The 20385-nt window shown below is 71.5% G+C and carries 19 protein-coding genes; 11 read left to right on the forward strand and 8 right to left on the reverse strand.

Annotated elements, in window-relative coordinates; translation table 11 throughout:
• Positions 1 to 33 precede the first annotated feature (33 nt).
• From EUA06_RS16080 to pabB, 4 genes are read left to right on the forward strand one after another with little or no spacing between them, the layout of a single operon-like run.
• Positions 34 to 1944 carry an anthranilate synthase family protein gene (locus tag EUA06_RS16080; RefSeq protein ID WP_129477610.1) on the forward strand — a complete coding sequence of 637 codons (1911 nt, stop codon included), beginning with the start codon at positions 34 to 36 and terminating at the stop codon, positions 1942 to 1944.
• A gap of 43 nt (positions 1945 to 1987) precedes the next feature.
• Positions 1988 to 3649 carry a sulfatase-like hydrolase/transferase gene (locus tag EUA06_RS16085; protein ID WP_129477612.1) on the forward strand — a complete coding sequence of 554 codons (1662 nt, stop codon included), beginning with the start codon at positions 1988 to 1990 and terminating at the stop codon, positions 3647 to 3649.
• 16 nt (positions 3650 to 3665) lie between these two features.
• Positions 3666 to 4226, forward strand: a complete 561-nt coding sequence (locus tag EUA06_RS16090; RefSeq protein ID WP_129477614.1) for an anthranilate synthase component II — start codon at positions 3666 to 3668, stop codon at positions 4224 to 4226.
• The gene (pabB, locus tag EUA06_RS16095) at positions 4223 to 5488 is read left to right on the forward strand and encodes an aminodeoxychorismate synthase component I (RefSeq protein WP_129477616.1); all 1266 of its coding nucleotides are present in this window, start codon (positions 4223 to 4225) and stop codon (positions 5486 to 5488) included. Before EUA06_RS16090 ends, pabB begins: the two co-directional genes overlap by 4 nt.
• Here the strand turns inward: pabB and EUA06_RS16100 are convergent.
• The 5 genes from EUA06_RS16100 to EUA06_RS16120 form a co-directional block, all read right to left on the reverse strand.
• A complete protein-coding gene (locus tag EUA06_RS16100) occupies positions 5471 to 6871 on the reverse strand; it encodes a sensor histidine kinase (protein ID WP_129477618.1) in 1401 nt (466 codons plus the stop codon). The two genes, pabB and EUA06_RS16100, sit on opposite strands and share 18 nt — an antisense overlap.
• Positions 6868 to 7563 (reverse strand): response regulator transcription factor, encoded by a 696-nt coding sequence (locus EUA06_RS16105; protein WP_129477620.1) that lies wholly within the window; start codon positions 7561 to 7563, stop codon positions 6868 to 6870. Before EUA06_RS16105 ends, EUA06_RS16100 begins: the two co-directional genes overlap by 4 nt.
• 99 nt (positions 7564 to 7662) lie before the next feature.
• Positions 7663 to 8526 (reverse strand): fructosamine kinase family protein, encoded by an 864-nt coding sequence (locus EUA06_RS16110; protein WP_129477622.1) that lies wholly within the window; start codon positions 8524 to 8526, stop codon positions 7663 to 7665.
• Positions 8526 to 9050: a low molecular weight protein-tyrosine-phosphatase gene (locus EUA06_RS16115; protein ID WP_242498192.1), complete on the reverse strand. Its 525-nt coding sequence runs from the start codon at positions 9048 to 9050 to the stop codon at positions 8526 to 8528. Before EUA06_RS16115 ends, EUA06_RS16110 begins: the two co-directional genes overlap by 1 nt.
• Positions 9051 to 9055: 5 nt before the next feature.
• The gene (locus EUA06_RS16120; RefSeq protein WP_129477625.1) at positions 9056 to 9445 is read right to left on the reverse strand and encodes a phage holin family protein; all 390 of its coding nucleotides are present in this window, start codon (positions 9443 to 9445) and stop codon (positions 9056 to 9058) included.
• Positions 9446 to 9489: 44 nt separating this feature from the next.
• Between EUA06_RS16120 and EUA06_RS16125 the strand changes: the two genes are divergently transcribed.
• Positions 9490 to 10056: a VanZ family protein gene (locus EUA06_RS16125; RefSeq protein ID WP_129477627.1), complete on the forward strand. Its 567-nt coding sequence runs from the start codon at positions 9490 to 9492 to the stop codon at positions 10054 to 10056.
• Positions 10053 to 11123 carry a histidinol-phosphate transaminase gene (gene hisC, locus EUA06_RS16130; protein ID WP_129477629.1) on the forward strand — a complete coding sequence of 357 codons (1071 nt, stop codon included), beginning with the start codon at positions 10053 to 10055 and terminating at the stop codon, positions 11121 to 11123. The genes EUA06_RS16125 and hisC overlap by 4 nt, the downstream gene beginning before the upstream one ends.
• Here the strand turns inward: hisC and EUA06_RS16135 are convergent.
• The 3 genes from EUA06_RS16135 to EUA06_RS16145 are packed head-to-tail and all read right to left on the reverse strand — an operon-like array spanning position 11113 to position 13759.
• Positions 11113 to 12354, reverse strand: a complete 1242-nt coding sequence (locus EUA06_RS16135; protein WP_129477631.1) for an MFS transporter — start codon at positions 12352 to 12354, stop codon at positions 11113 to 11115. The genes hisC and EUA06_RS16135 overlap by 11 nt on opposite strands.
• Positions 12351 to 12923: an ArsR/SmtB family transcription factor gene (locus EUA06_RS16140; protein ID WP_129477633.1), complete on the reverse strand. Its 573-nt coding sequence runs from the start codon at positions 12921 to 12923 to the stop codon at positions 12351 to 12353. Before EUA06_RS16140 ends, EUA06_RS16135 begins: the two co-directional genes overlap by 4 nt.
• A 50-nt stretch (positions 12924 to 12973) precedes the next feature.
• On the reverse strand, positions 12974 to 13759 hold the full coding sequence (locus tag EUA06_RS16145) for a metallophosphoesterase (RefSeq protein ID WP_129477635.1): 786 nt from the start codon (positions 13757 to 13759) through the stop codon (positions 12974 to 12976).
• Between the two features lie 46 nt (positions 13760 to 13805).
• Between EUA06_RS16145 and EUA06_RS16150 the strand changes: the two genes are divergently transcribed.
• The 5 genes from EUA06_RS16150 to EUA06_RS16170 all read left to right on the forward strand — a co-directional run bounded on the left by EUA06_RS16150 (position 13806) and on the right by EUA06_RS16170 (position 20380).
• Complete coding sequence (locus EUA06_RS16150) at positions 13806 to 14795, forward strand: glutathione S-transferase family protein (RefSeq protein WP_129477637.1); 990 nt, start codon at positions 13806 to 13808, stop codon at positions 14793 to 14795.
• Positions 14796 to 14993: 198 nt separating this feature from the next.
• A complete protein-coding gene (locus EUA06_RS16155) occupies positions 14994 to 16142 on the forward strand; it encodes a hypothetical protein (RefSeq protein ID WP_129477639.1) in 1149 nt (382 codons plus the stop codon).
• A gap of 1126 nt (positions 16143 to 17268) precedes the next feature.
• Positions 17269 to 17835 carry a hypothetical protein gene (locus EUA06_RS16160; RefSeq protein WP_129477641.1) on the forward strand — a complete coding sequence of 189 codons (567 nt, stop codon included), beginning with the start codon at positions 17269 to 17271 and terminating at the stop codon, positions 17833 to 17835.
• Between the two features lie 401 nt (positions 17836 to 18236).
• On the forward strand, positions 18237 to 19397 hold the full coding sequence (gene pdhA, locus EUA06_RS16165) for a pyruvate dehydrogenase (acetyl-transferring) E1 component subunit alpha (protein ID WP_129477643.1): 1161 nt from the start codon (positions 18237 to 18239) through the stop codon (positions 19395 to 19397).
• On the forward strand, positions 19397 to 20380 hold the full coding sequence (locus EUA06_RS16170) for an alpha-ketoacid dehydrogenase subunit beta (RefSeq protein WP_129477645.1): 984 nt from the start codon (positions 19397 to 19399) through the stop codon (positions 20378 to 20380). The genes pdhA and EUA06_RS16170 overlap by 1 nt, the downstream gene beginning before the upstream one ends.
• Positions 20381 to 20385 lie beyond the last annotated feature (5 nt).

A 20385-nucleotide genomic window follows, 5' to 3' on the forward strand; every position in this document is an offset into this window, starting at 1 on the left:
GCCGGCCCTCCGTGCCGCCGTAGGGTTTCGGCCATGACTTCGACCCCCACCGTCGCCGACCTCCTGGAGCAGATCCAGGGGTACGGCGCGTGGGCGGTCATCCGGCGCAAGGCGGCACCGACGGCAGGTCTGGTCGGCGGCACGCCCCACGAGGTCGCGAGCCTGCTCGACATCCCGCTGGCGACCGGCGCCCCTGAGCCGGGTCGCAGCGCCGACCGGCTGGTCGCGGTGCCGTTCCGGCAGGTGCGCGAGCGCGGCTTCGCGGCGATCGACGACGGGGCCCCGCTGACGGTCGTCGACATCGAGGCCGAGCACGAGGTGTCGGTCGACGAGCTGCTCGCCGCACTGCCCGACGTGCCCGTCGAGCTCGCCGACCGCGGCGGCTTCGCGACGTCCGACGACGACTACGGCAAGGTCGTCGAGTCGATCATCCGCGACGAGATCGGCCAGGGCGAGGGCGCCAACCTCGTGATCGGCCGCCACTACCGCGCCGTCCTCGCCGACTGGGACGCGACCAAGGCGCTGACGGTGCTGCGTCGGCTGATGGAGCGCGAGCGCGGGGCGTACTGGACCTTCTGCTTCTTCACCGGCGACCGGTTCCTGATCGGTGCGAGCCCCGAGCGGCACGTGTCGGTGCGCTCCGGCGACGTCCGGATGAACCCGATCTCCGGGACGTTCCGCGTCGCGGGCCACGGCGACGACCTCAAGGCGAACCTGCTCGAGTTCCTCGCCGACGAGAAGGAGGTCTTCGAGCTCTTCATGGTCGTCGACGAAGAGCTCAAGATGATGTGCGACATCTGCCACGAGGGTGGCCAGGTGCTCGGGCCGTTCCTCAAGCCGATGACGCACCTGATCCACACCGAGTACCTCCTCGCCGGGCGCTCCGACCGCGACCACCGCGAGATCCTGCGCGACACGATGTACGCCGCGACGGTGACGGGCGCCCCTGTCGAGAACGCCTGCCGGCTGATCGCCGACTACGAGCCCGAGGGCCGTGGCTACTACGGCGCCGCGCTCGCGCTGTTCGGCCGATCGCCCGACGGCACCCCGACGATGGACAGCCCGATCCTCATCCGCACCGCCGACGTCTCGCCGACCGGCGAGCTCAAGGTGACCGCGGGCGCGACCCTGGTGCGCGACTCCGACGCCGCCTACGAGGTGGCCGAGACCCGGGCCAAGGCCGGGGGGATCCTCAGCGCCTTCGGGCTGGCGCCGGCAGCGACCTCCGACGGGACGGACATCGCCGAGCTCGCGCGGGACGAGGACGTCGTACTGGCCCTGGGGACGCGCAACCAGCGGCTCTCCCGCTTCTGGCTGACCGATCAGGCCGGCGAGCCCCCGGACCCGTCGCTGGCCGGCAGGTCGGTGGTGATCCTGCACGGCGAGGACGACTTCGTGAACATGCTCGTCCACGTGCTCGGCGTCTTCGGCATGACGGCACGGGTGGTCCGCCACGAGGACTACGCGACCGGGGCCTTCGACGGAGCCGACCTGGTCATCGTCGGGCCCGGGCCGGGCGACCCGCGCGAGGGCGACCACCCGAAGATCGCGGCCTTCCGCCGGGCCGTCGACGACCTGCTCGCCTCCGGCCAGCCCTTCCTCGCGGTCTGCCTCGGCCACCAGACGCTGTGCCAGCGGCTCGGCCTCGACCTCGACTACAAGGACGTGGTCTTCCAGGGCACGCAGTCGCCGGTGCAGCTCGACGGCCGCACCGAGCGGGTCGGGTTCTACAACACCTTCGTCGGCCGGGTGCCCGACAGAGGCGCCCTGCCCGAGGGTGTGCGCGTCGAGGCGGACGAGGCCACCGGTGACATCCACGCCGTGATCGGCCCGCACTACCGCGGCATCCAGTTCCACGCCGAGTCGATCCTCACCGAGAACGGCTACGACCTGCTCCACGCCTCGGTGCGTGACCTGCTGAGGTCGGAGACGCAGGCGACGTAGGGTCACCGACTGGACATCGGTTCGGGACCACCACGGGGGACACGTGCAGCACTTCGGACGAGCACGACGAGCATGGTCGAGCCTCTGCATCGCGGCGCTCGTCGCCGGCGCAGCGGCCTTCGGGACCGCGGCCGGACCGACGCCGGCAGGGGCGGCGCCCGCAGCGCCGGACGCCCGGCCCAACATCGTCGTGGTGATGCTCGACGACTTCTCGATGGACCTCGCCCAGACGATGCGGTCGGTGCAGACGATGCGTCGCACGGGGGCGTCGTACCCGCACTCCTTCGTCACCGACTCGCTGTGCTGCGTGTCGCGGTCGAGCTTCTTCACGGGCCAGTACCCCCACCAGACCGGCGTCCTCACCAACACGAGCAACGCGGGCCGGTCGATGCTCGGCGGCTGGGCGGCCTACGCGGCGAACGGCAACCCCGAGCGCGCCATCAACGTGCGGCTCCAGGAGTCGGGCTACACGACCGGGTTCGTCGGCAAGTTCCTCAACGAGTACGAGTGGTCGCCGGGCCGCGAGCTGCCTCCGGTGGTGCCCGGCTGGTCGACCTTCAACACGGTCTTCGGATCGGCCTACGACGGCTGGGACTTCGCCAGCACGTCGGTCGTCGACGGCCGGATGCGGCTGGTCCAGCACGACGCGCCGCCGGCGAGCGCGAGCAACAGCGCCAAGGACGAGGCGTACGCCGGCACGGTGACCGGCGACCTGGCGATGGACTTCCTCGCCGCCAACGAGGCCGCCGAGGCGCCGTACTTCCTCGAGGTGTCGCTCTACGCGCCGCACAACCGCACCAACCCGAAGGGGCACTACCCCGGAGACCCGCTCTTCCCGCCGATGTTCCGCGATCGCGAGGGTGCCCGGAGCTGCGGGCGGGTGGCGTGCGCCAAGCTGACCGCCGCTGACCTGCCGGGCTTCGGTGACGACACGTCGGACAACCGGCCGCGCACCGCGTCCGGGAAAAAGGCGCGCGCGTGGAACACCGGCGCCCCGCTGTCGAAGGCCGTCGCCGTCCGCGACCTGCGCGACCGCGCGCGGATGTCGCAGTCTGCCGACCGGCTGATCTCGAAGATCCTCCGGACGGTCGGCCCCGACACCTACGTTGTGCTGACCTCCGACAACGGCTTCCACCTCGGGCAGAACGGGCTCGCGCGCGGCAAGGGGACGGCGTACGACACCGACGTGCGGGTGCCGCTCCTCGTCACCGGGCCGGGCGTGGTGCCCGGACAGCGCAAGGAGGTCACCAGCAACATCGACCTCGCCCCGACCTTCGAGGAGCTCGCCGGCCTCCCGCCGGCGCCCTACCGCAGCGGGCTGTCGCTGGCGCCGACCTTCGCGCAGCCGGGGCTGGTGCGGCAGTCGTACGCCTTCCTCGAGCACACGCAGCAGACGCTCACCGGCGGCGACCCCGACGCCGCCTTCAGCGGCTCGGAGCTGGACCGGATCCCGTCCTTCACCGCGGTGCGCAGCCGCCTCGCGCTGCTGGTGCGGCTCGACCTCGACCCGCGGCGCAAGCGGACGTCGTGGGGCTACGAGTACTACAGCTATCGCCAGGACCGGTGGGAGAAGCGCAACACCTTCACCAGCAAGAAGCGCCAACCCGAGATCGACCTGCTGATGGCGAGGCTGGCCGCCTTCGACCAGTGCCGGGAGACGGGTGCGCAGCCGGTGTCGGAGGCGTGTCGCGCCGTGCGCCGGTAGCACTACTGTCTGGCGCGTGACGCCGGACGTGATCGTGGTCGACCACCACGACTCCTACACGTGGAACCTGGTGCACCTCGTCGCCGCGGTGACCGGCGTGCTGCCGCGCGTCGTCCAGCACGACGAGGTGGCGCCGGAGGACGTGCTGCGCCACTCCCACGTCGTGCTGTCGCCGGGGCCGGGCCATCCGGCCGTCCCGTCCGACTTCGCGGTGGGGACCGCGGTCCTGCTCGACGCGTCCCGCCCGGTGCTCGGGGTCTGCCTCGGGATGCAGGGCCTGGTGACGACGTACGACGGCCAGGTCTCGCGCCTGCAGCCGTCGCACGGCGACGTCGCGTCGATCCACCACGACGGCGACGGGGTGTTCGCCGGGCTGCCGCAGGACTTCGCCGCCGTGCGCTACCACTCGCTCGGCGCGATCGCCCTGCCTCCGTCGCTCGTCGCGACGGCGTGGAGCGAGGACGGCGTGGTGATGGGCGTGCGGCACCGCGAACTGCCGCTCGAGGGCGTGCAGTTCCACCCCGAGTCGATCCTGTCGGAGCACGGCGCGGAACTCGTGGGGAACTTCCTGCGATGACTGATGACGCCACCGCGTTCTTCCTCGACGTCGCTGCCCAGCACCAGCGGTGCTTCTGGCTCGACGGCGGCGGTGCGCGCGAGTGGTCGGGCCGCCGGTCGATCATCGGGTGGCTCGCGGACCACAACGAGTCGCTGTCGTGGTCGGCTTCCCGGCGCGAGGTGCTCCTCCACGTCGGCGGCACGTCGACGGTCGTGGGCGACGACATCTTCACCGTCCTCGAGGCGCGCATGCGCGCCGGCGAGCAGTGGTTCGGCTACCTCGGCTACGCCTCGCGCCCCGACCTCCCCGCCGCACCCGATCCGCTCCTGCCCGACGCGATCTGGATGCGGCCGACGGCGGTGCGGGTGTTCGAGCACCCTCCTTCGGAATCCCCGGCTGACCGGGGATCGCTGAACATGTCGGCCCGTGCACGGCCGGACAAGTTCAGCGAGAGCCTGACAAGTCCCACCCCCGAGCCGTACGCCAACGCCTTCACGCGCGTCCAGGAGCACCTCCACGCGGGCAACTCCTACGAGGTCAACCTCACCCACCGGCTGACCATCACCGACGACCTCGACCCGGTGACGGCGTACCTCCGGCTGCGCGAGCTCAACCCCGCGCCGTACAGCGGGTTCCTCCAGCACGACGTCGACGGCGCGCGGGGGTGGCTGCTGTCGAGCTCGCCGGAGAGGTACGCCCTGGTGACGCCCGACCGGCACCTCGAGACCAAGCCGATCAAGGGCACGACACCGCGCGGCGCGACGCCCGAGGACGACGACGCCCTGAGGGAGCGGCTGGCCACGGACCCCAAGACCCGCGCCGAGAACCTGATGATCGTCGACCTGCTCCGCAACGACCTGTCGATGGTGTGCGAGGTCGGATCGGTCGAGGTGCCGGCGCTGATGCAGGTCGAGAGCTATGCCTCGGTGCACCAGCTGGTGTCGACCGTGCGCGGCCGGCTGCGCGACGACGTCACGACCGTCGGTGCGCTGCGCGCGCTCTTCCCCGCGGGCTCGATGACGGGGGCACCCAAGCTCCGCACGATGGAGATCATCGGCGAGGTCGAGTCGTCGCCGCGCGGGGTGTACGCCGGCGCCTTCGGCTGGATCAGCGGCGACGGCCCGGCCGACCTCGGGGTCGTCATCCGCTCGCTCACGACCGACGGCAGCGGCACGTGGCGCGTCGGGACGGGCGGCGGGATCACCGTGCGCTCCGACGTCGACGAGGAGTGGGCCGAGTCGGAGTGGAAGGCCGAGCGGCTGCTACGCGTCTTCGAGTGAGCGCGCCTCGACCCCCGGCAGCCACAGCACGAAGCGAGCCCCGCCCTCCGGCGACTCGGCCACGTCGATCCGGCCACCGTGCCGGTCGACGACCTGCCGCACGATGGCCAGGCCGAGCCCGGAACCGGGCATCGCGCGCGACTCGTCGGACCGGAAGAACCGCTCGAAGATGTGGGGACGGTCGGACTCGGCGACGCCGGTGCCCTGGTCGTCGACGACGAGGGCACCCTCGGAGAGCCGGACCGTGACGGTGCCGTTGGAAGGGCTCCACTTCGCCGCGTTGTCGAGCAGGTTGGTCACCGCACGCTCGAGGCTGCTCGAGTCGCCGACCACCACCCACGGCTCGGTCGCGATGTCGAAGGAGATGCCCTGGGCGCGACGGCGTACGCGCGTCACGGCCCGGTCCACCACGTCGGCCAGGTCGACCTGCGCGACGACGTGGGTCATCGGCTCGTCGCGGGCCAGCTCGACGAGGTCACCCACGAGCGCGCTGAGCTCCTCGATCTGGCCGCGCACGTCGTCGAGCAGCTCGAGCCGTGCCTCCGCGGGGAGAGCGATGTTGCCCTCGGCCTGGCGGAGCAGGTCGAGGTTGGTGCGCAGCGAGGTGAGGGGCGTACGCAGCTCGTGGCTCGCGTCGGCCACCAGCCGCCGCTGCCGGTCGCGGGAGGCGCCGAGCGCCAGCAGCATCTGGTTGAACGCCGTGGCGAGCCGTGCGACCTCGTCGTCGCCCTCGACCCGGAGGGGCGCGAGGTCCTCGGTCTCGGCGATCCGCTCGACGGTCTGGGTGAGGCGGCGTACGGGTCGCAGTCCGTTGCGGGCCACGAGCCACCCCGCGAGCATCGCCGCCAGCACGCCGAGCGCGCCGAAGACGAACAGGACGCCCCCGAGCTTGCCCAGCGTGCGGTCGGTCTCGGTCAGGGGCTGAGCGAGGATCAGCGCCTGGCCGCTCCCGGCGCGGACCGTCGCGACCCGGTAGCGCTCGCCCTCCTCGGTGACGAGCGTGCGCACCACCGACTCGCGCTGCCCCGTGACGACGGTGTACTCCGGCGCGCCCAGCGTGAACGTCGGGATGGCCGTGCCGGACATCCCGCGGCCCTCGGAGTTGATCAGGATGATCCGCACGTCCGCGGCGCCGAGCACCCACAAGGGCACGTCGCCGGCCGCGATCGCGGACAGGGTGGTGTCGCTGGTGGCCTTGTGGGCGCGGTTGAGCAACGACTGGTCGAGCGAGCTGATGAGCTGCTGGCGCATCACGACGTACGCCGTCAGCGACAGGATCGCGATCGACACCCCGAGCGCCACGGTGGTGAGGACCGCGACGCGCGACGCCAGCGAGCGGCGGTAGTGCCACCGCCCCTGGGCGAGGGCTTCCTCGGGATTCATGCTTCCTTCAGCACGTAACCGACGCCGCGCACCGTCTGGATCAACCGCGGCTCGCCCTCCGCCTCGGTCTTGCGGCGCAGGTAGCCGACGTAGACCTCGAGCGAGTTCGCGCTCGTCGGGAAGTCGTAGCCCCACACCTCCTCGAGGATGAACGACCGGTCCAGCACCCGGCGGGGTCGGCGCAGGAACATCTCGAGCAGGGTGAACTCGGTGCGGGTGAGCTCGATCGGCCGCCCGCCACGCGCCACGTCGCGGCTCGACACGTCCATCGTGAGGTCGGCGAAGGACAGCACCTCTCCGTCGCCCTCGGCGTCCGGGACGATGCGGCGCAGCAGCGCGCGCAACCGGGCGAGCAGCTCCTCGAGCGCGAAGGGCTTGGTGAGGTAGTCGTCGGCCCCGGCATCGAGGCCCTCGACCCGGTCGCCGACGGCGTCGCGCGCGGTGAGGACGAGGATCGGTACGTCGTTGCCGGCGGCCCGCAGCGCCCGCGTGGTCTCGATCCCGTCGAGCCGCGGCATCATCACGTCGATCACCACGACGTCCGGGTGCTGGGCACCCACGGCCACCAGGCCCTCGGCGCCGTCGGCGGCGAGCACGACGTCGTAGCCGTTGAACTCCAGCGACCGGCGCAACGAGTCACGCACCGCGCGGTCGTCGTCGACGACCAGCACGCGGGGCTTGGTGTCCGTCACGGTGCACAGGATGCCACTGGCTCCTGAGGTCGTCCTGAGAAGTCGAGTGCGGAGCCGTGTGGAGACTGCTGCCGCGTGCGCACTCGACCCGTTGGTGGGTCAGACGTAGCGCGCCGCGATCGCCCCGGCGCGCGCCCCGTAGCTCCCGCCGAACATGCAGGCGTGCACGAGGAGCGGGAAGAGCTGGTGCAGGCCCAACCGGTCCTCCCAGCCGTCGGCGAGCGGGTGCGTCTCGTCGTACGCCGCCACCACCCGCGGCAGGTGGGTGAGCCCGAAGAGGTGGAGCATCGCCAGGTCGACCTCGCGGTGCCCGCCGTAGGCCGCCGGGTCGATGACGTGGATGGCGAGGTCCTGGCCCCAGAGGCAGTTGCCGTTCCAGAGGTCGCCGTGCAGACGCGCGGGCTGCTCCTCGGGGACCAGCTCGGTGAGCCGCCCGACGACCGACTCGACGACGGCGGCGTCACCGTCGGTGATCGAGCCGCGGTCGCGCGCCAGCTTGAGGTAGGGCAGCAGCCGACGCACGGCGTAGAACTCCGCCCACGACCCCGCGGTCTTGTTGGGCAGCGGCAGCCGGCCGATGAAGCCGTCGTGGTCGAGGCCCCACTCGTCGGCGCCGGCGGCATGGGTGCGGGCCAGCTGCTGGCCGAACGTCGCGGCCGCCTCGGCCGGGGTCTTCGAGCCCTGCTCGACCCACGCGAGGATCACGCAGTCGCTCGCAGCCGCGAGCACCTCGGGGACCGGTACGCCGTCCTCCACCGCGGACAGCCAGCGCAGGCCGGCCGCCTCGGCCTCGAAGAATCCCTCGGGCGCGTGCGGCAGCGTCTTCATCAGCGCCGTCTGCCCGGACGAGAGGCGCAGCCGGGTCGCGGTCGCGATGTCGCCGCCGGCGACGGGTGAGGTCGCGACGACGGACGCCCCGAGGAGCTCCTCGGCGCGCTTGGCCGCCAGTGGCTGACGAGCCATCAGGCGTGGTCCCGGGCCGGTGGTTCCAGGGTGTCGGGGAGGGCGTGCACGATCGCGTCACTCGTGCGCTCGACCATCGCCAGCACCTCCTCGAAGCCGTCGGTCCCACCGTAGTACGGGTCGGGCACCTCGCCACCGGGATCGATCGGATCGAGGTCGCGGAACATCCCGATCCGCTCCGTGCGCCCACCGACGTCGGCGAGGTTGGCCTCGTCCATCACGAGCACCAGGTCGTACGCCTCGGGCCACGTCGTGTCGTACTGCCGTGCCCGGTGCCGGGTCGGGTCGTAGCCCGCGGTCGTCAGGGTCGCGGCGGCGCGCTCGTCCATCGGGTTGCCGACGTGCCAGCCGCCGGTGCCGGACGAGGCGACCTCGACCCGGTCGTCGAGGCCGGCGTCGGCGAGCCGGTGCTCGAGGACGACGTGGGCGGTGGGGGAGCGGCAGATGTTGCCGAGGCAGACCAGGGCGATGCGATAGCTCCCCGGCGTGCGGGGCGGCGGAAGGTGGGGAGGGAGGTGCGGCACCGGCATCAGTCCCGGGAGGGCAGCGCCGTCCGGACGCCCCAGCCGACGACGGTGACGATGATCGCGCCGAGCAGGGCGTTCCAGAAGCCGTCGACGTGGAAGCCGAGGTCGAAGGCGTCGGCCAGCCGGGCGGTGAGCATCAGCATCAGCGCGTTGATCACGAGCAGCAGGAAGCCGAGCGTGAGGATGATGAACGGCAGCGAAATCAGCTTGATGACCGGCTCGATGAAGGTCGAGACCAGTCCGAGGATCAACGCCACGACGAACAGCGGGACGATCTTCTCCTGGATCTCGGCCTGCCCGTTGGCGGGGCCGTCGAAGAAGATCCCGTCGAGGAGCCAGGCGGCCACGGCCAGCCCGGCGGCATAGGTCAGCAACCACGTCACGAAGCGCATGTGGCGAGGGTAGCCAACCGGCTCCACCGGCTAGCCTCACCGCCGTGGTGACGATCGGCGGGACGGGCGTGATGGTGCTGGGCGTCCTCGCTGCCGGCATCGTCTCGGCCGTCGTCGGCCTGGCGCTGCGCGCGCGGCTCGGCACGGTCTCCGCGGTGGCGATCTCGGGACTGATCTGGTCGCTGGCCGCCATCGCGGTGGCAACGCTGGTCCCGACCCGTGCGGACGTCGGGATCGTGCCCGCCGACAGCCGGAGCGACTCGTGCTCGTGGGACTACGGCGGCCCCAACGGCGCGGCGTTCGAGGGCCTCGGGTTCGACCAGCGCACCCTCAACGTGCTGCTCTTCGTGCCGGCCGGGATGTTCCTCGTGCTGGCGGTCGGGCGCTGGTGGTCGGGCGTGGTGCTCGCTCCGATCGGCCTCGCGCTGCTGGCGGCGTACAGCGTCGGGGTCGAGCTCATGCAGCTCCAGCTGGCCCGCATCGACCGCGCCTGCGACGTGACCGACATGGTCGACAACATCCTCGGGGCGGGCGTGGGCGTCCTCGTCGGCGTCCTCCTGCTCCCCGTCCTGAAACCGTGGCGCGGCCGCGTTACTAAGGTGCTCGGGTGACCTCCCCCCAGCCCCGGCCCAACGTGCTCGCCATCCCGGCGTACGTCGCCGGCAAGCCGCCCGTCGCCCGCGAAGGCCTCACGTCCTACAAGCTGTCGTCGAACGAGAACCCCTACCCGCCGCTGCCCGGTGTGCTGGAGGCGGCGACCGAGGCCGCGGCGCAGATGAACCGCTACCCCGACATGGGCAGCACCGCGCTCTATGCCGCGCTGGGCGAGGCGATGGGCGTGCCGGTCGAGGACCTGGCCGCGGCGACCGGCTCGGTCGGCCTGATCTACCAGCTGGTCAACGCGTTCTGCGAGCCCGGCGACGAGGTCGTCTACGCCTGGCGCTCCTTCGAGGCCTACCCCATCGCCGTCACCGCCGGTGGCGCGTCGAGCGTCCAGGTGCCGCTGAGGGCCGACGGCCACCACGACCTCGACGCGATGGCCGCGGCGGTCACCGACCGCACGAAGGTCGTCATCGTCTGCACGCCCAACAACCCGACGGGCCCGGCCGTCACGCAGTCCGACCTCGACGCCTTCATCGCGAAGGTCCCCACCCACGTGGTCGTCGTGGTCGACGAGGCCTACCTCGAGTTCGTGCGGATGGACGACGCGATCGACGGCGTCGCGACCTACCGGCGCCACGACAACGTCGTGCTGACCCGCACCTTCTCCAAGGCCTACGGCCTCGCCGGCTTCCGGGTCGGGTACGCCGTCGCCCCGGCGCCGCTGGCCGGCGCGCTCCGCGCGGTGTCGCTGCCCTTCGGGGTCAGCCACGTCGCGCAGGCCGCCGCGATCGCGTCCCTGGCGGCCGCCGACGAGCTGATGGCGCGGGTCGAGGACCTCGTCGCGCGTCGCGAGGACCTGGTCGCCCGGCTGCGCGGAATCGGCTGGGAGCTGCCCGACGCGCAGGGCAACTTCGTCTGGTTCCCGCTGGGCGACCGGGCGCTCGACTTCGCCGCGGCCTGCGGGGAGGTCGGGATCTCGGTGCGCCCGTTCGCCGGCGACGGTGTGCGGGTGAGCATCGGCGAGACCGAGGCCTTCGACCGTGTGGTCGAGGTGGCCGCCCGCTTCACACCCTGACGGACTCCTCGGCCGGGGCGCGGTCCATCCGGCGGAACGACGGCACGCGGGTCGGCGCCATCGTGGTGACGAAGTACGCCGCACCGGCGATGAGCAGGGCGGGTGAGAGACCGAGGCCGGCCACGGCGAGCCCGCCGAGCACGCCACCGAGCGGCATCAGCGACCAGCAGATGGCGGTGTTGAGCGACGAGACCCGCCCGAGCAGCGGGGCCGGGATCCGCTCGAGGATGACCGCGCCGAGGATCGGGTTGAGGAAGCCCGACGCGACCCCCGCGACGAAGGTCACCGCGAAGACCGCCCACAGCGGGGACTCGAGCGCCATCACGACGAAGCGCGGCGCACCGCAGATCAGGAACGCGATGACGTACGTCCGGTAGCGCGGCAGCGTCTCGCCCCACCGCGCCGCCGTCAGGGCTCCCAGCACCGAGGCGCCGCTCATCACGGCGAACAGGGTGCCGAGCACGGCCACTCCGGCGCCAGACTCCTTCGCCCACACCGGCGCCAGGACGGCGGTGTAGGCCTGGTCGACGAGGTTGGTGACCGCCACCATCACGCAGATCGCGACGAGCACGGGCTCGGTGCGCAGGAAGTCCCAGCCCTGCCGGAGCTCGTGGACGTACGACGTCGGGGCGAGGTCGGCCTCCCGTGGGACGGGCCGCCCGAGGCCGCTGGTGGCGATCGCGAAGACGACGAAGGAGACGAGGAACGATGCGGCGTCGACGTAGAGCGCATTGGCCGCGCCGACGCCGGCGACCAGCAGGCCCGCCAGCGCCGCACCGCCCATCGTCGACGTGCGCTCGACGGCCGCGGCCAGGCCGGACACCCGCTCCAGGGACCAGCCCGCCGCCCGGGCGATCTCGGGGGTCATCGCGGACTTGCCCGCGTCACCCGGTCCGCGGAGCGCACCGGCGACCGCGACCAGGGCGAGCAGCGTCGGGAAGCCGAGCATCCCGAGACCGTGGAGCAGGGGGATCGCGGCGACGACGAAGGCGGAGAGGAGGTCGCACGCGAGGGTGACCCGGCGCGGGCCCACCCGGTCGAGCAGCGGACCGCCCAGAGCCTTGAAGATCACCAGCGGGGTGATCTCGGCCGCGGCGACCAGGCCCGTCTGGGTCGCGGACCCCGTGGTCGAGAGGACGAACCACGGGATCGCGATCATCGAGACGCGGGTGCCGACGAAGGAGAGGCCCTCGGCGACGAGGGCGCCGACGACCGGCGTGCGCGTGGTCATCGCGCCTCGTCCTCCTCGCCCCACACCTGGCCGGGACGCGGGTAGGCGTTGAGGTTCACCACGAACGGGGCGGCGTCGCCGGCGTCGGAATGGGGCGCTTCCTCGATCAGCTCGGCGAGCCTGTGCACCAGCGCCTCGGCCTGCGCCGGGGTGACCCTCAGCTCCCAGTCGCTCAGCGTGCCGACCTTGCGCCACGGCTCGGGGAGGAACGACATCTCCGACACCGCCGCGCGCATCCGGTCGGCGTACATGAGTGCCACGGTCGTGAGGTAGGCCTCGACGTCGCTGTCGACGATGCCCTCCTCGCGGAAGTCCGTGCGGGTGCTCTCGTGCGCCGCACGCCACCAGCGGTCGCGGGCGTTGCCGCGCTCGGCGTCCTCCTCGATGAACCCGTGCTGGGCGAGCTGGCGCAGGTGATAGCTCGTGGCCCCGGTGTTGAGGCCGAGGCGCTGCGCGAGCGACGTCGCGGTGGCCGGTCCCTCGCCGCGCAGGATGGTCAGCATCCGCAGCCGGACGGGATGGCTGAGGGCGCGCAGCCCGGCGATGTCGGGGGTGATGGAGGAGCCCATGGCGGCACGCTACGACTGCAAAGGGTTATTTGCAAACACTTCTTTGTGGATCATACCGACAGGCGGGCGACCAGGCAGGGCCCGCCCTCGTAGATCCCTCCGTCGATGTCGAGCGCCAGGCCGTCGCAGTAGAGGCGCGGCTCGCTGTAGGAGTCGCAGCGCTCACCGAAGAGGTCGCCGATGATGCTGTGTCCGTGGACGATCCGCTCCCCGCCGAGGGTGTGGAGGAGACGCCGGGCGGCGAGCGGGCCGGCGCTGCCGGCGTACTCGTGGCGCTGGGAGAGGCGGACGAGCACGTCGAACCACGCGACCGGGTCGTCGTCGGCCAGCGTCGCGCGCACCGCGTCGTTGATCGCCTCGACCGAGCCGCCCCACTGGAGGTACGCGGTCGTGTCGGAGTGCATGAGCAGGTGGTCGCCGTCGAGCCCGATGGCCGGCAGCCCGGCGAGCCAGTCGAACAGCTCGTCGTCGATCCCCGCCTGGTCGGTGTCGCGCCCGCCGTTGCGCGCCCAGATCGACTCGAACGTCCGCACCAACCCGCGGTGCACGATCCGGGCGTCCCCGAAGCGCCGCATCCCGAGTGCGATCACCTCGTGGTTGCCGAGCACCGGGAGCACCGCGCCGCCGGCCTGCGCGGCCTCGTCCACCAGGCGGCGCACGAGCGCGATGACGCCGAGCCCGTCGGGACCGCGGTCCAGCAGGTCGCCGAGCACCCACAGCCGCGCGTCACCGCCCGACCACCGCGACTCCCCGTCGAGGAGGCCCGCCTCCCGCAGGGCAGCGGTCAGCTCCGCGAGGTGGCCGTGGGGGTCGCTGGTCGCGAAGGTCGCAGGCACGCTCGCACCGTACCGACGCCGAGGTGTGCGTGGGTATGGTTGAAGGATGAACGACACGGCGACCTACTCCACGAAGGGCAAGCCCTTCGAACGCGACATGTCCTACCTCCCCGACCGGATCCTGGCTGGCGAGGCGTCCGCGGACCCGCTCGACGAGCAGTTCCCGAGCGGGTCGAAGGACAGCCCGCGCGACGTCGAGGTGTGGGACGTCGCACCGGATCGCTACCGCCTCGTCGCGGCCCGCGCCTGCCCGTGGGCGCACCGCTCGATCATCGTCCGCAGCCTGCTCGGGCTCGAGGACGTCATCTCCTGGGGCGCGCCCGGGCCGACCCACGACGCGCGCAGCTGGACCTTCGACCTCGACCCCGGCGGGGTCGACCCCGTGCTCGGCATCGAGCGCCTGCAGCAGGCCTACTTCGCCCGCGAGGCCGACTACCCCCGCGGCATCACGGTGCCGGCGATCGTCGACGTCGAGTCCGGCAAGGTCGTCACCAACGACTTCCCGCAGATCACCCACGACCTCTTCTTCGAGTGGCGCGAGCACCACGGCCCCGACGCTCCGGACCTGTGGCCCGCCGACCTCCGCGAGGAGATGGAGGCGGTGATGAAGCGGGTCTTCACCGAGGTCAACAACGGTGTCTACCGCTGCGGCTTCGCCGGCTCCCAGGAGGCGTACGACGATGCCTACGAGCGGCTGTGGACCGCGATGGACTGGCTCGAGGAGCGTCTCGCCGACCGCCGCTACCTGATGGGCGACCGCATCACCGAGGCCGACGTACGGCTCTTCACCACGCTGGTGCGCTTCGACGCGGTCTACCACGGCCACTTCAAGTGCAACCGCAACAAGCTGACCGAGATGCCACACCTGTGGGCCTACGCCCGCGACCTGTTCCAGACGCCCGGCTTCGGCGACGAGGTCGACTTCGACCAGATCAAGCGGCACTACTACGTCGTCCACACCGACATCAACCCGACGCAGATCGTGCCGGACGGCCCCGACCCGGCCGTCTGGCAGGAGCCGCACGGACGGGGCTGAGTGGGACCAGGGGGACGATTGACTGGACGTGTGGCGTCGAGCCCGGTGATTTCGATCAAGGACCTCTGTAGGTAAGCCTGCGTTTCGGCCTAGCCGTGCCCGAGGGGCGTGTCGGTGCCCCACTGTTGCACCTCGAAGGCCGACTCGTGGGGAGCACGGCCGCCCGGCGCAGCCCGGGCAGCTCGACAGGGGACGACTGTGGGAACTCTCTTCGGCTCGCCGACCTCCGGTGCCTCCGCGCACCCGGGTCGACGCCTCGGCCGCTACGCCGCGCTCGCGCTGGTCCTGCCGGTCGTGGCGACCCCGACCGCGGCGACCGCGGCGGACGAGTCCGCGCCGGTGGTCACCAACTCGGTCGCCGCGACCTACGACCTCGACCACGCGTGGCAGGTCTTCAACGCCGTCGACCGCAACCGCGCCGACGCGCCCGCCGGCGGCACGGCCACCGTGCGCTACGCAGTCGGCGTGACCGCCCTCGGCCCGCCGGCGCGCTCGGGCTTCGAGGTCGCCGGCACGGTCGGCGTCACCAACCCGGGCGAGCCCGTCGGTGCCACCCTGTCCGCCGAGCTTGCGGGGGCCGGGGCGTGCACGATCGCCGCCACCGACACCTCGCCGGCCGCCGGCCTCCAGGTGGTGCTCCCGTCCGGCGCCAGCTCGTTCGCGTACAGCTGCGCTCCCGGCAGCGCGCCGACCGGTCCGGCCGCAACCACGGCGACCGTGGCGTGGGACGCCACCGGGCAGCCGGAGCTCGCGCGCCCCGCCGGGACGGCGAGCGCGCAGGCCCAGGCCGACTACGCCGTCGACCAGAAGACCGACGAGCTGACCACGGTCACCACCTCCAGCGACGGCGCAGCGCCGGTCGTCCTCGGCACGCTCGACTGGGACGACGTCTGGGCCGCTCCGGACCACCGCGTGCTCGTGCGTACGTCGTCGCTGGCGCTCGGCGTCGGCTCCGGTCCGTGCGCCGACCACACCAACGTCGCCGGCGAGTCCGCCGATGCCACGACCGACAGCGAGACCGTCAGGGTCTGCGAGGAGCCCGAGGTGCTGGGCGAGCAGTCGTTCGGCAAGGCCGTCGGCCGGGTCCGGACGACCTGCCAGGGCACGGTCCGCGCCCACCTGGACAACCGGTCGGGTCGCGCGGTCTTCTACTACCTGCGCGTCGGCACGAAGATGCACCGCTTCGTGGTGAAGTCGCTCGGCCGGAAGACGGTCGCCGCCCGGGGCGCTGCTCGGGCGGTGGTCGTGCTCAAGGCCGGGTCCCGGCAGATCGAGCGCACCCAGCTCCCGCAGCGCTGCCAGGCTCCCGGCGTGCTGCCCGACACCGGCCTCCGCAGCTCGAGCTGAGGCCGCCGCCAGGCTGTCGCCTGGCCCTCGACGCCTCCGCCCACACGGAGGCCGCCGGCGCCGACGAGTACCCACGAGCTCGTCGGCGCCGGCCTTGTCGTGCGCCCCGGCGCGGTCCGGTCGGCGTACGCCTCTCGCCGCGGCCTGACCCATCGGTCTGGTCCAGTCGTCCGCTAACGGGGCAGATACCACGAGACTGCGTCAAGGCCTCGTGCAGTTAGCCCGCCGCCTCGGCGAAGAGGGTGTCGTGCCGTACGCGCCTGGGTGACAGTGGTCGCCGAAGCAAAAGCGCTGCTCGCCTTTGGGGGGCGGACGGCGCGCGGTGGTCGACGGCTTTGGGGCGCCGGTCCTGCATCCACGGCATTGCAGCAAGGGGATCTTCATGTACGTCATCTCGCAGAAGGGCATCCGTGCCTACAACCCGCCGCGTCGCGGCAACCACATCTGATGCGCCGGCTCGCACTGGCGCTGCTCGCCATCTTCCTGACCGCAGGAGGCCTGACGGCCGTGCAACCCCGGGCGACGGCCGACAGCGCGCCCGTGCACATATCGGTGCCCGCGCGCACCTGATCGGCTTGACGAGCACCCGACCGCCGCTCGGCACACGAGCGCGCCCGGGAGGACCTTTCGGGGGTCGTGCCACCTGTCTCCAGGGGACAGTGGCGACCCTCCTCTCCGGGTAGCGGTCTCCGCCGCCCGAGCCTCCACCCCCAATGGAGGCGAGCCGGCGTCGACGGGTCACCCACGAGTCCGTCGGCGCCGGCTCATCCATGTCCGGACCTCCGGTGGTCCCCATCAGATGGGCTGTCCGGGGCCACCTCGAGCAGCTCGCTCGACGGGGACTACGCCGCACGACCGCCACCGGGGCTCGCCTCGTAGGGGTGGAGCGGTCTAGCACACGCCTTGCCCAATCCGGCACAAATCCCCGTGATACCCCGAGGGTTTGTCAAGGCCGGGTGCAGATAGCCCTCCACCTTGGCTCACCCCCTGTGTTGCGGCTGACGGGGCCCCCACGCTGGTACCTAGCAACACGCATGCCGCTCGTCTTGGGGGCGAGGAGGCAGGCAGTGGTCGTCGGCTATGGGGCGCCGATCACGTCAACCACGCCTATTCAAGGGGATCCACCATGTCTGACTTCTCACGCCGCACCGTCGTCCGGGGGGCCGCTTGGACCGTCCCGGTCGTCGCGGTCGCCACACAGGCGCCGGCGTTCGCCGTGTCGCCGCCGCCCTACGTGCCACCGACCGTCAACCTTCGCGGTGCTTGCGCAAACACCGGCGCATCGCAGAAGGGGTGCGGCGTGATCAAGACGATCGAGGTGCCCTTGCTCGTCAGCAATCCCACATTGAGTCCCATTCAGTTCCAGGTCACGGGCATGTACACCGTTAACACCGGCACGGCGCCGACGCCGACGACCTCAGGCGCGTACAAGGGTGTGACCGGCATCTACACGACGCTGTGCAACAAGGTGTCCCTGGCGCCGGCGGCCGCGTGTCCCGGCGGCGAGCCGAACGGCACCATCACTGTGCCGGCTGGAGCGAAGAATCTGCAGTTCATCATCGTGTCGGCGGTGACCGGAAACTCAAGCACGTTCTCGGCAAGGGTCGAGTATCGCCTGCTGGACGCCGACTGCACCGAGATCTTTGCTGACGTCGTCGCAGAGGGCGCCATCGCCAGCAACAACTGCCTCTGACCGACGGTTTGTCGTTGGCGCTGCAACGGCCAACCACTCACCGCACGTGGCGTCGTGGCCGGACCCCCGAGGTCCAGCCGCGGCGCCGCAGTGCTGTGACGGCGCAGGCATGAGCTTCCTGGCCGGGCGGCGCCCAGCGCTGCCCGCACCTCCACCCCCCAATGGAGGCGAGCCGGCGTCGACGGGGAACCCACGATCCCGTCGGCGCCGGCTCATTGCTGCCCGGACCACCGGTGGGGTGAGGGGGTGGGAACCCGCCCTCCTGATTGGTGCTGGCAGGCTGCGGCCGTTACGTTTGGCCCACCATGTGGTCGTGGTCACACACGCCGACGACCACCCCTGCAAGCCGTCGGCGTCCGGCGATCCCGTGACTGCCGCTAGCTGTTGTGAGGAGATCTACGTTGTCCGATCCTGTGAGCTTCGGCCCCGACCTGGCAGAGGTCTTCGGGCCCTCCCAGTCCGACGGTGGTCCCGACCTCGTCCAGCTGCTGACGCCCGAGGGTGAGCGCGTCCACCACCCCGAGTTCGACCACGACTTCTCTGCCGAGGAGCTGCGCGGTCTCTACCGCGACATGGTGCTGACGCGACGCATCGACGTCGAGGCCACCGCTCTCCAGCGCCACGGCGAGCTCGGCATCTGGGCCCAGCTGCTCGGCCAGGAGGCCGCGCAGATCGGCGCCGGTCGCGCGATGCGCCCCCAGGACTACGCCTTCCCGACCTACCGCGAGCACGGCGTCGCCTACTGCAAGGGCGTCGACCCGCTGCGGCTGCTCGGCCTGTTCCGCGGCGTCGACCAAGGTGGCTGGGACCCCAACGAGAACAACTTCGGCCTCTACACGATCGTCATCGGTGCCCAGACGCTCCACGCCACGGGCTATGCCATGGGCATGCAGCGCGACGGTGTCGTCGGCACCGGCGACCCGGAGCGTGACTCGGCCGTGCTCGCCCACTTCGGTGACGGTGCGTCCTCGCAGGGCGACGTCAACGAGGCGTTCATCTTCGCCGCGTCCTACAACGCGCCCGTCGTGTTCTTCTGCCAGAACAACCAGTGGGCCATCTCGGAGCCGATCGAGCGCCAGACCCGCATCCCGCTCTACCAGCGCGCGCTGGGGTTCGGGTTCCCGGGCATCCGCGTGGACGGCAACGACGTGCTGGCGACGTACGCCGTCACGAAGGCCGCGCTGCAGCGTGCCCGCGAGGGCAACGGCCCGTCGTTCGTCGAGGCGTACACCTATCGCATGGGTGCGCACACGACGACTGACGACCCGACGCGCTACCGCCTCAACGACGAGCTCGAGCACTGGAAGCTCAAGGACCCGATCGAGCGGCTCAAGGTCTACCTGCGCCGCAACGGCCTGGTCGACCAGCAGTTCTTCGACGACCTCGACGCCGAGGCCAAGGAGCTGGGCCACCACCTGCGCGAAGGGTGCAAGGCGCTGCCCGACCCGAAGCCGATGGACCAGTTCGGCTACGTCTTCAGCGAGATGACCGACGAGATCCGCGAGCAGCGGGACGGATTCCAGGCCTACCTGGCCAGCTTCGAGTCGGAGGGGGCTCACTGATGACGACGCAGAAGATCACTCTCGCCAAGGGCCTCAACATGGGCCTGCGCAAGGCGATGGAGGCCGACGACAAGGTCCTGCTCATGGGTGAGGACGTCGGCAAGCTCGGCGGCGTCTTCCGCATCACCGACGGCCTGCAGAAGGACTTCGGCGAGGACCGCGTCATCGACTCGCCGCTCGCCGAGTCCGGCATCGTCGGCACCGCGGTCGGCATGGCGCTGCGCGGCTACCGCCCCGTCGTCGAGATCCAGTTCGACGGGTTCGTCTACCCCGCCTACGACCAGATCGTGTGCCAGGTCGCCAAGTACACCTACCGCTCGCAGGGCAAGGTGAAGATGCCGATCGTCATCCGCATCCCCTTCGGCGGCGGCATCGGTGCGGTCGAGCACCACTCGGAGAGCCCGGAGGCGCAGTTCGCGCACACCCCCGGACTCAAGGTGGTGGCCTGCTCCAACCCGGTCGACGGCTACTGGATGATCCAGCAGGCCATCGCCCACGACGACCCGGTCATCTTCCTCGAGCCCAAGCGGCAGTACCACGCCGACAAGGCCGAGCTCGACGACTCCGCGACACCCGAGCCGCTGTTCACCTCGCGGGTCGTCCGCGCCGGCAGCGACGCGACGGTGCTGGCCTACGGCCCGACCGTGAAGACGGCGCTGAAGGCCGCCGAGGCCGCCGAGTCCGAGGGCCGCAACCTCGAGGTGATCGACCTGCGCACCCTCTCGCCGCTCGACATGGCGCCGGTCTACGAGTCCGTACGTCGTACCGGTCGCTGCGTCATCACCCACGAGGCACACGTCAACCTCGGCATGGGTGCCGAGGTCGCGGCTCGCATCACCGAGCAGTGCTTCTACTCCCTCGAGGCTCCCGTCCTGCGGGTCGGTGCCTTCGACATGCCCTACCCGCCGTCGCGGATCGAGGAGGAGTACCTCCCCGACCTCGACCGGGTCCTCGACGCCGTCGACCGCACGTTCGCTTTCTGAGAGGC

The organism is Nocardioides glacieisoli (assembly GCF_004137245.1).
In the GTDB taxonomy this organism is placed as follows: domain Bacteria; phylum Actinomycetota; class Actinomycetes; order Propionibacteriales; family Nocardioidaceae; genus Nocardioides; species Nocardioides glacieisoli.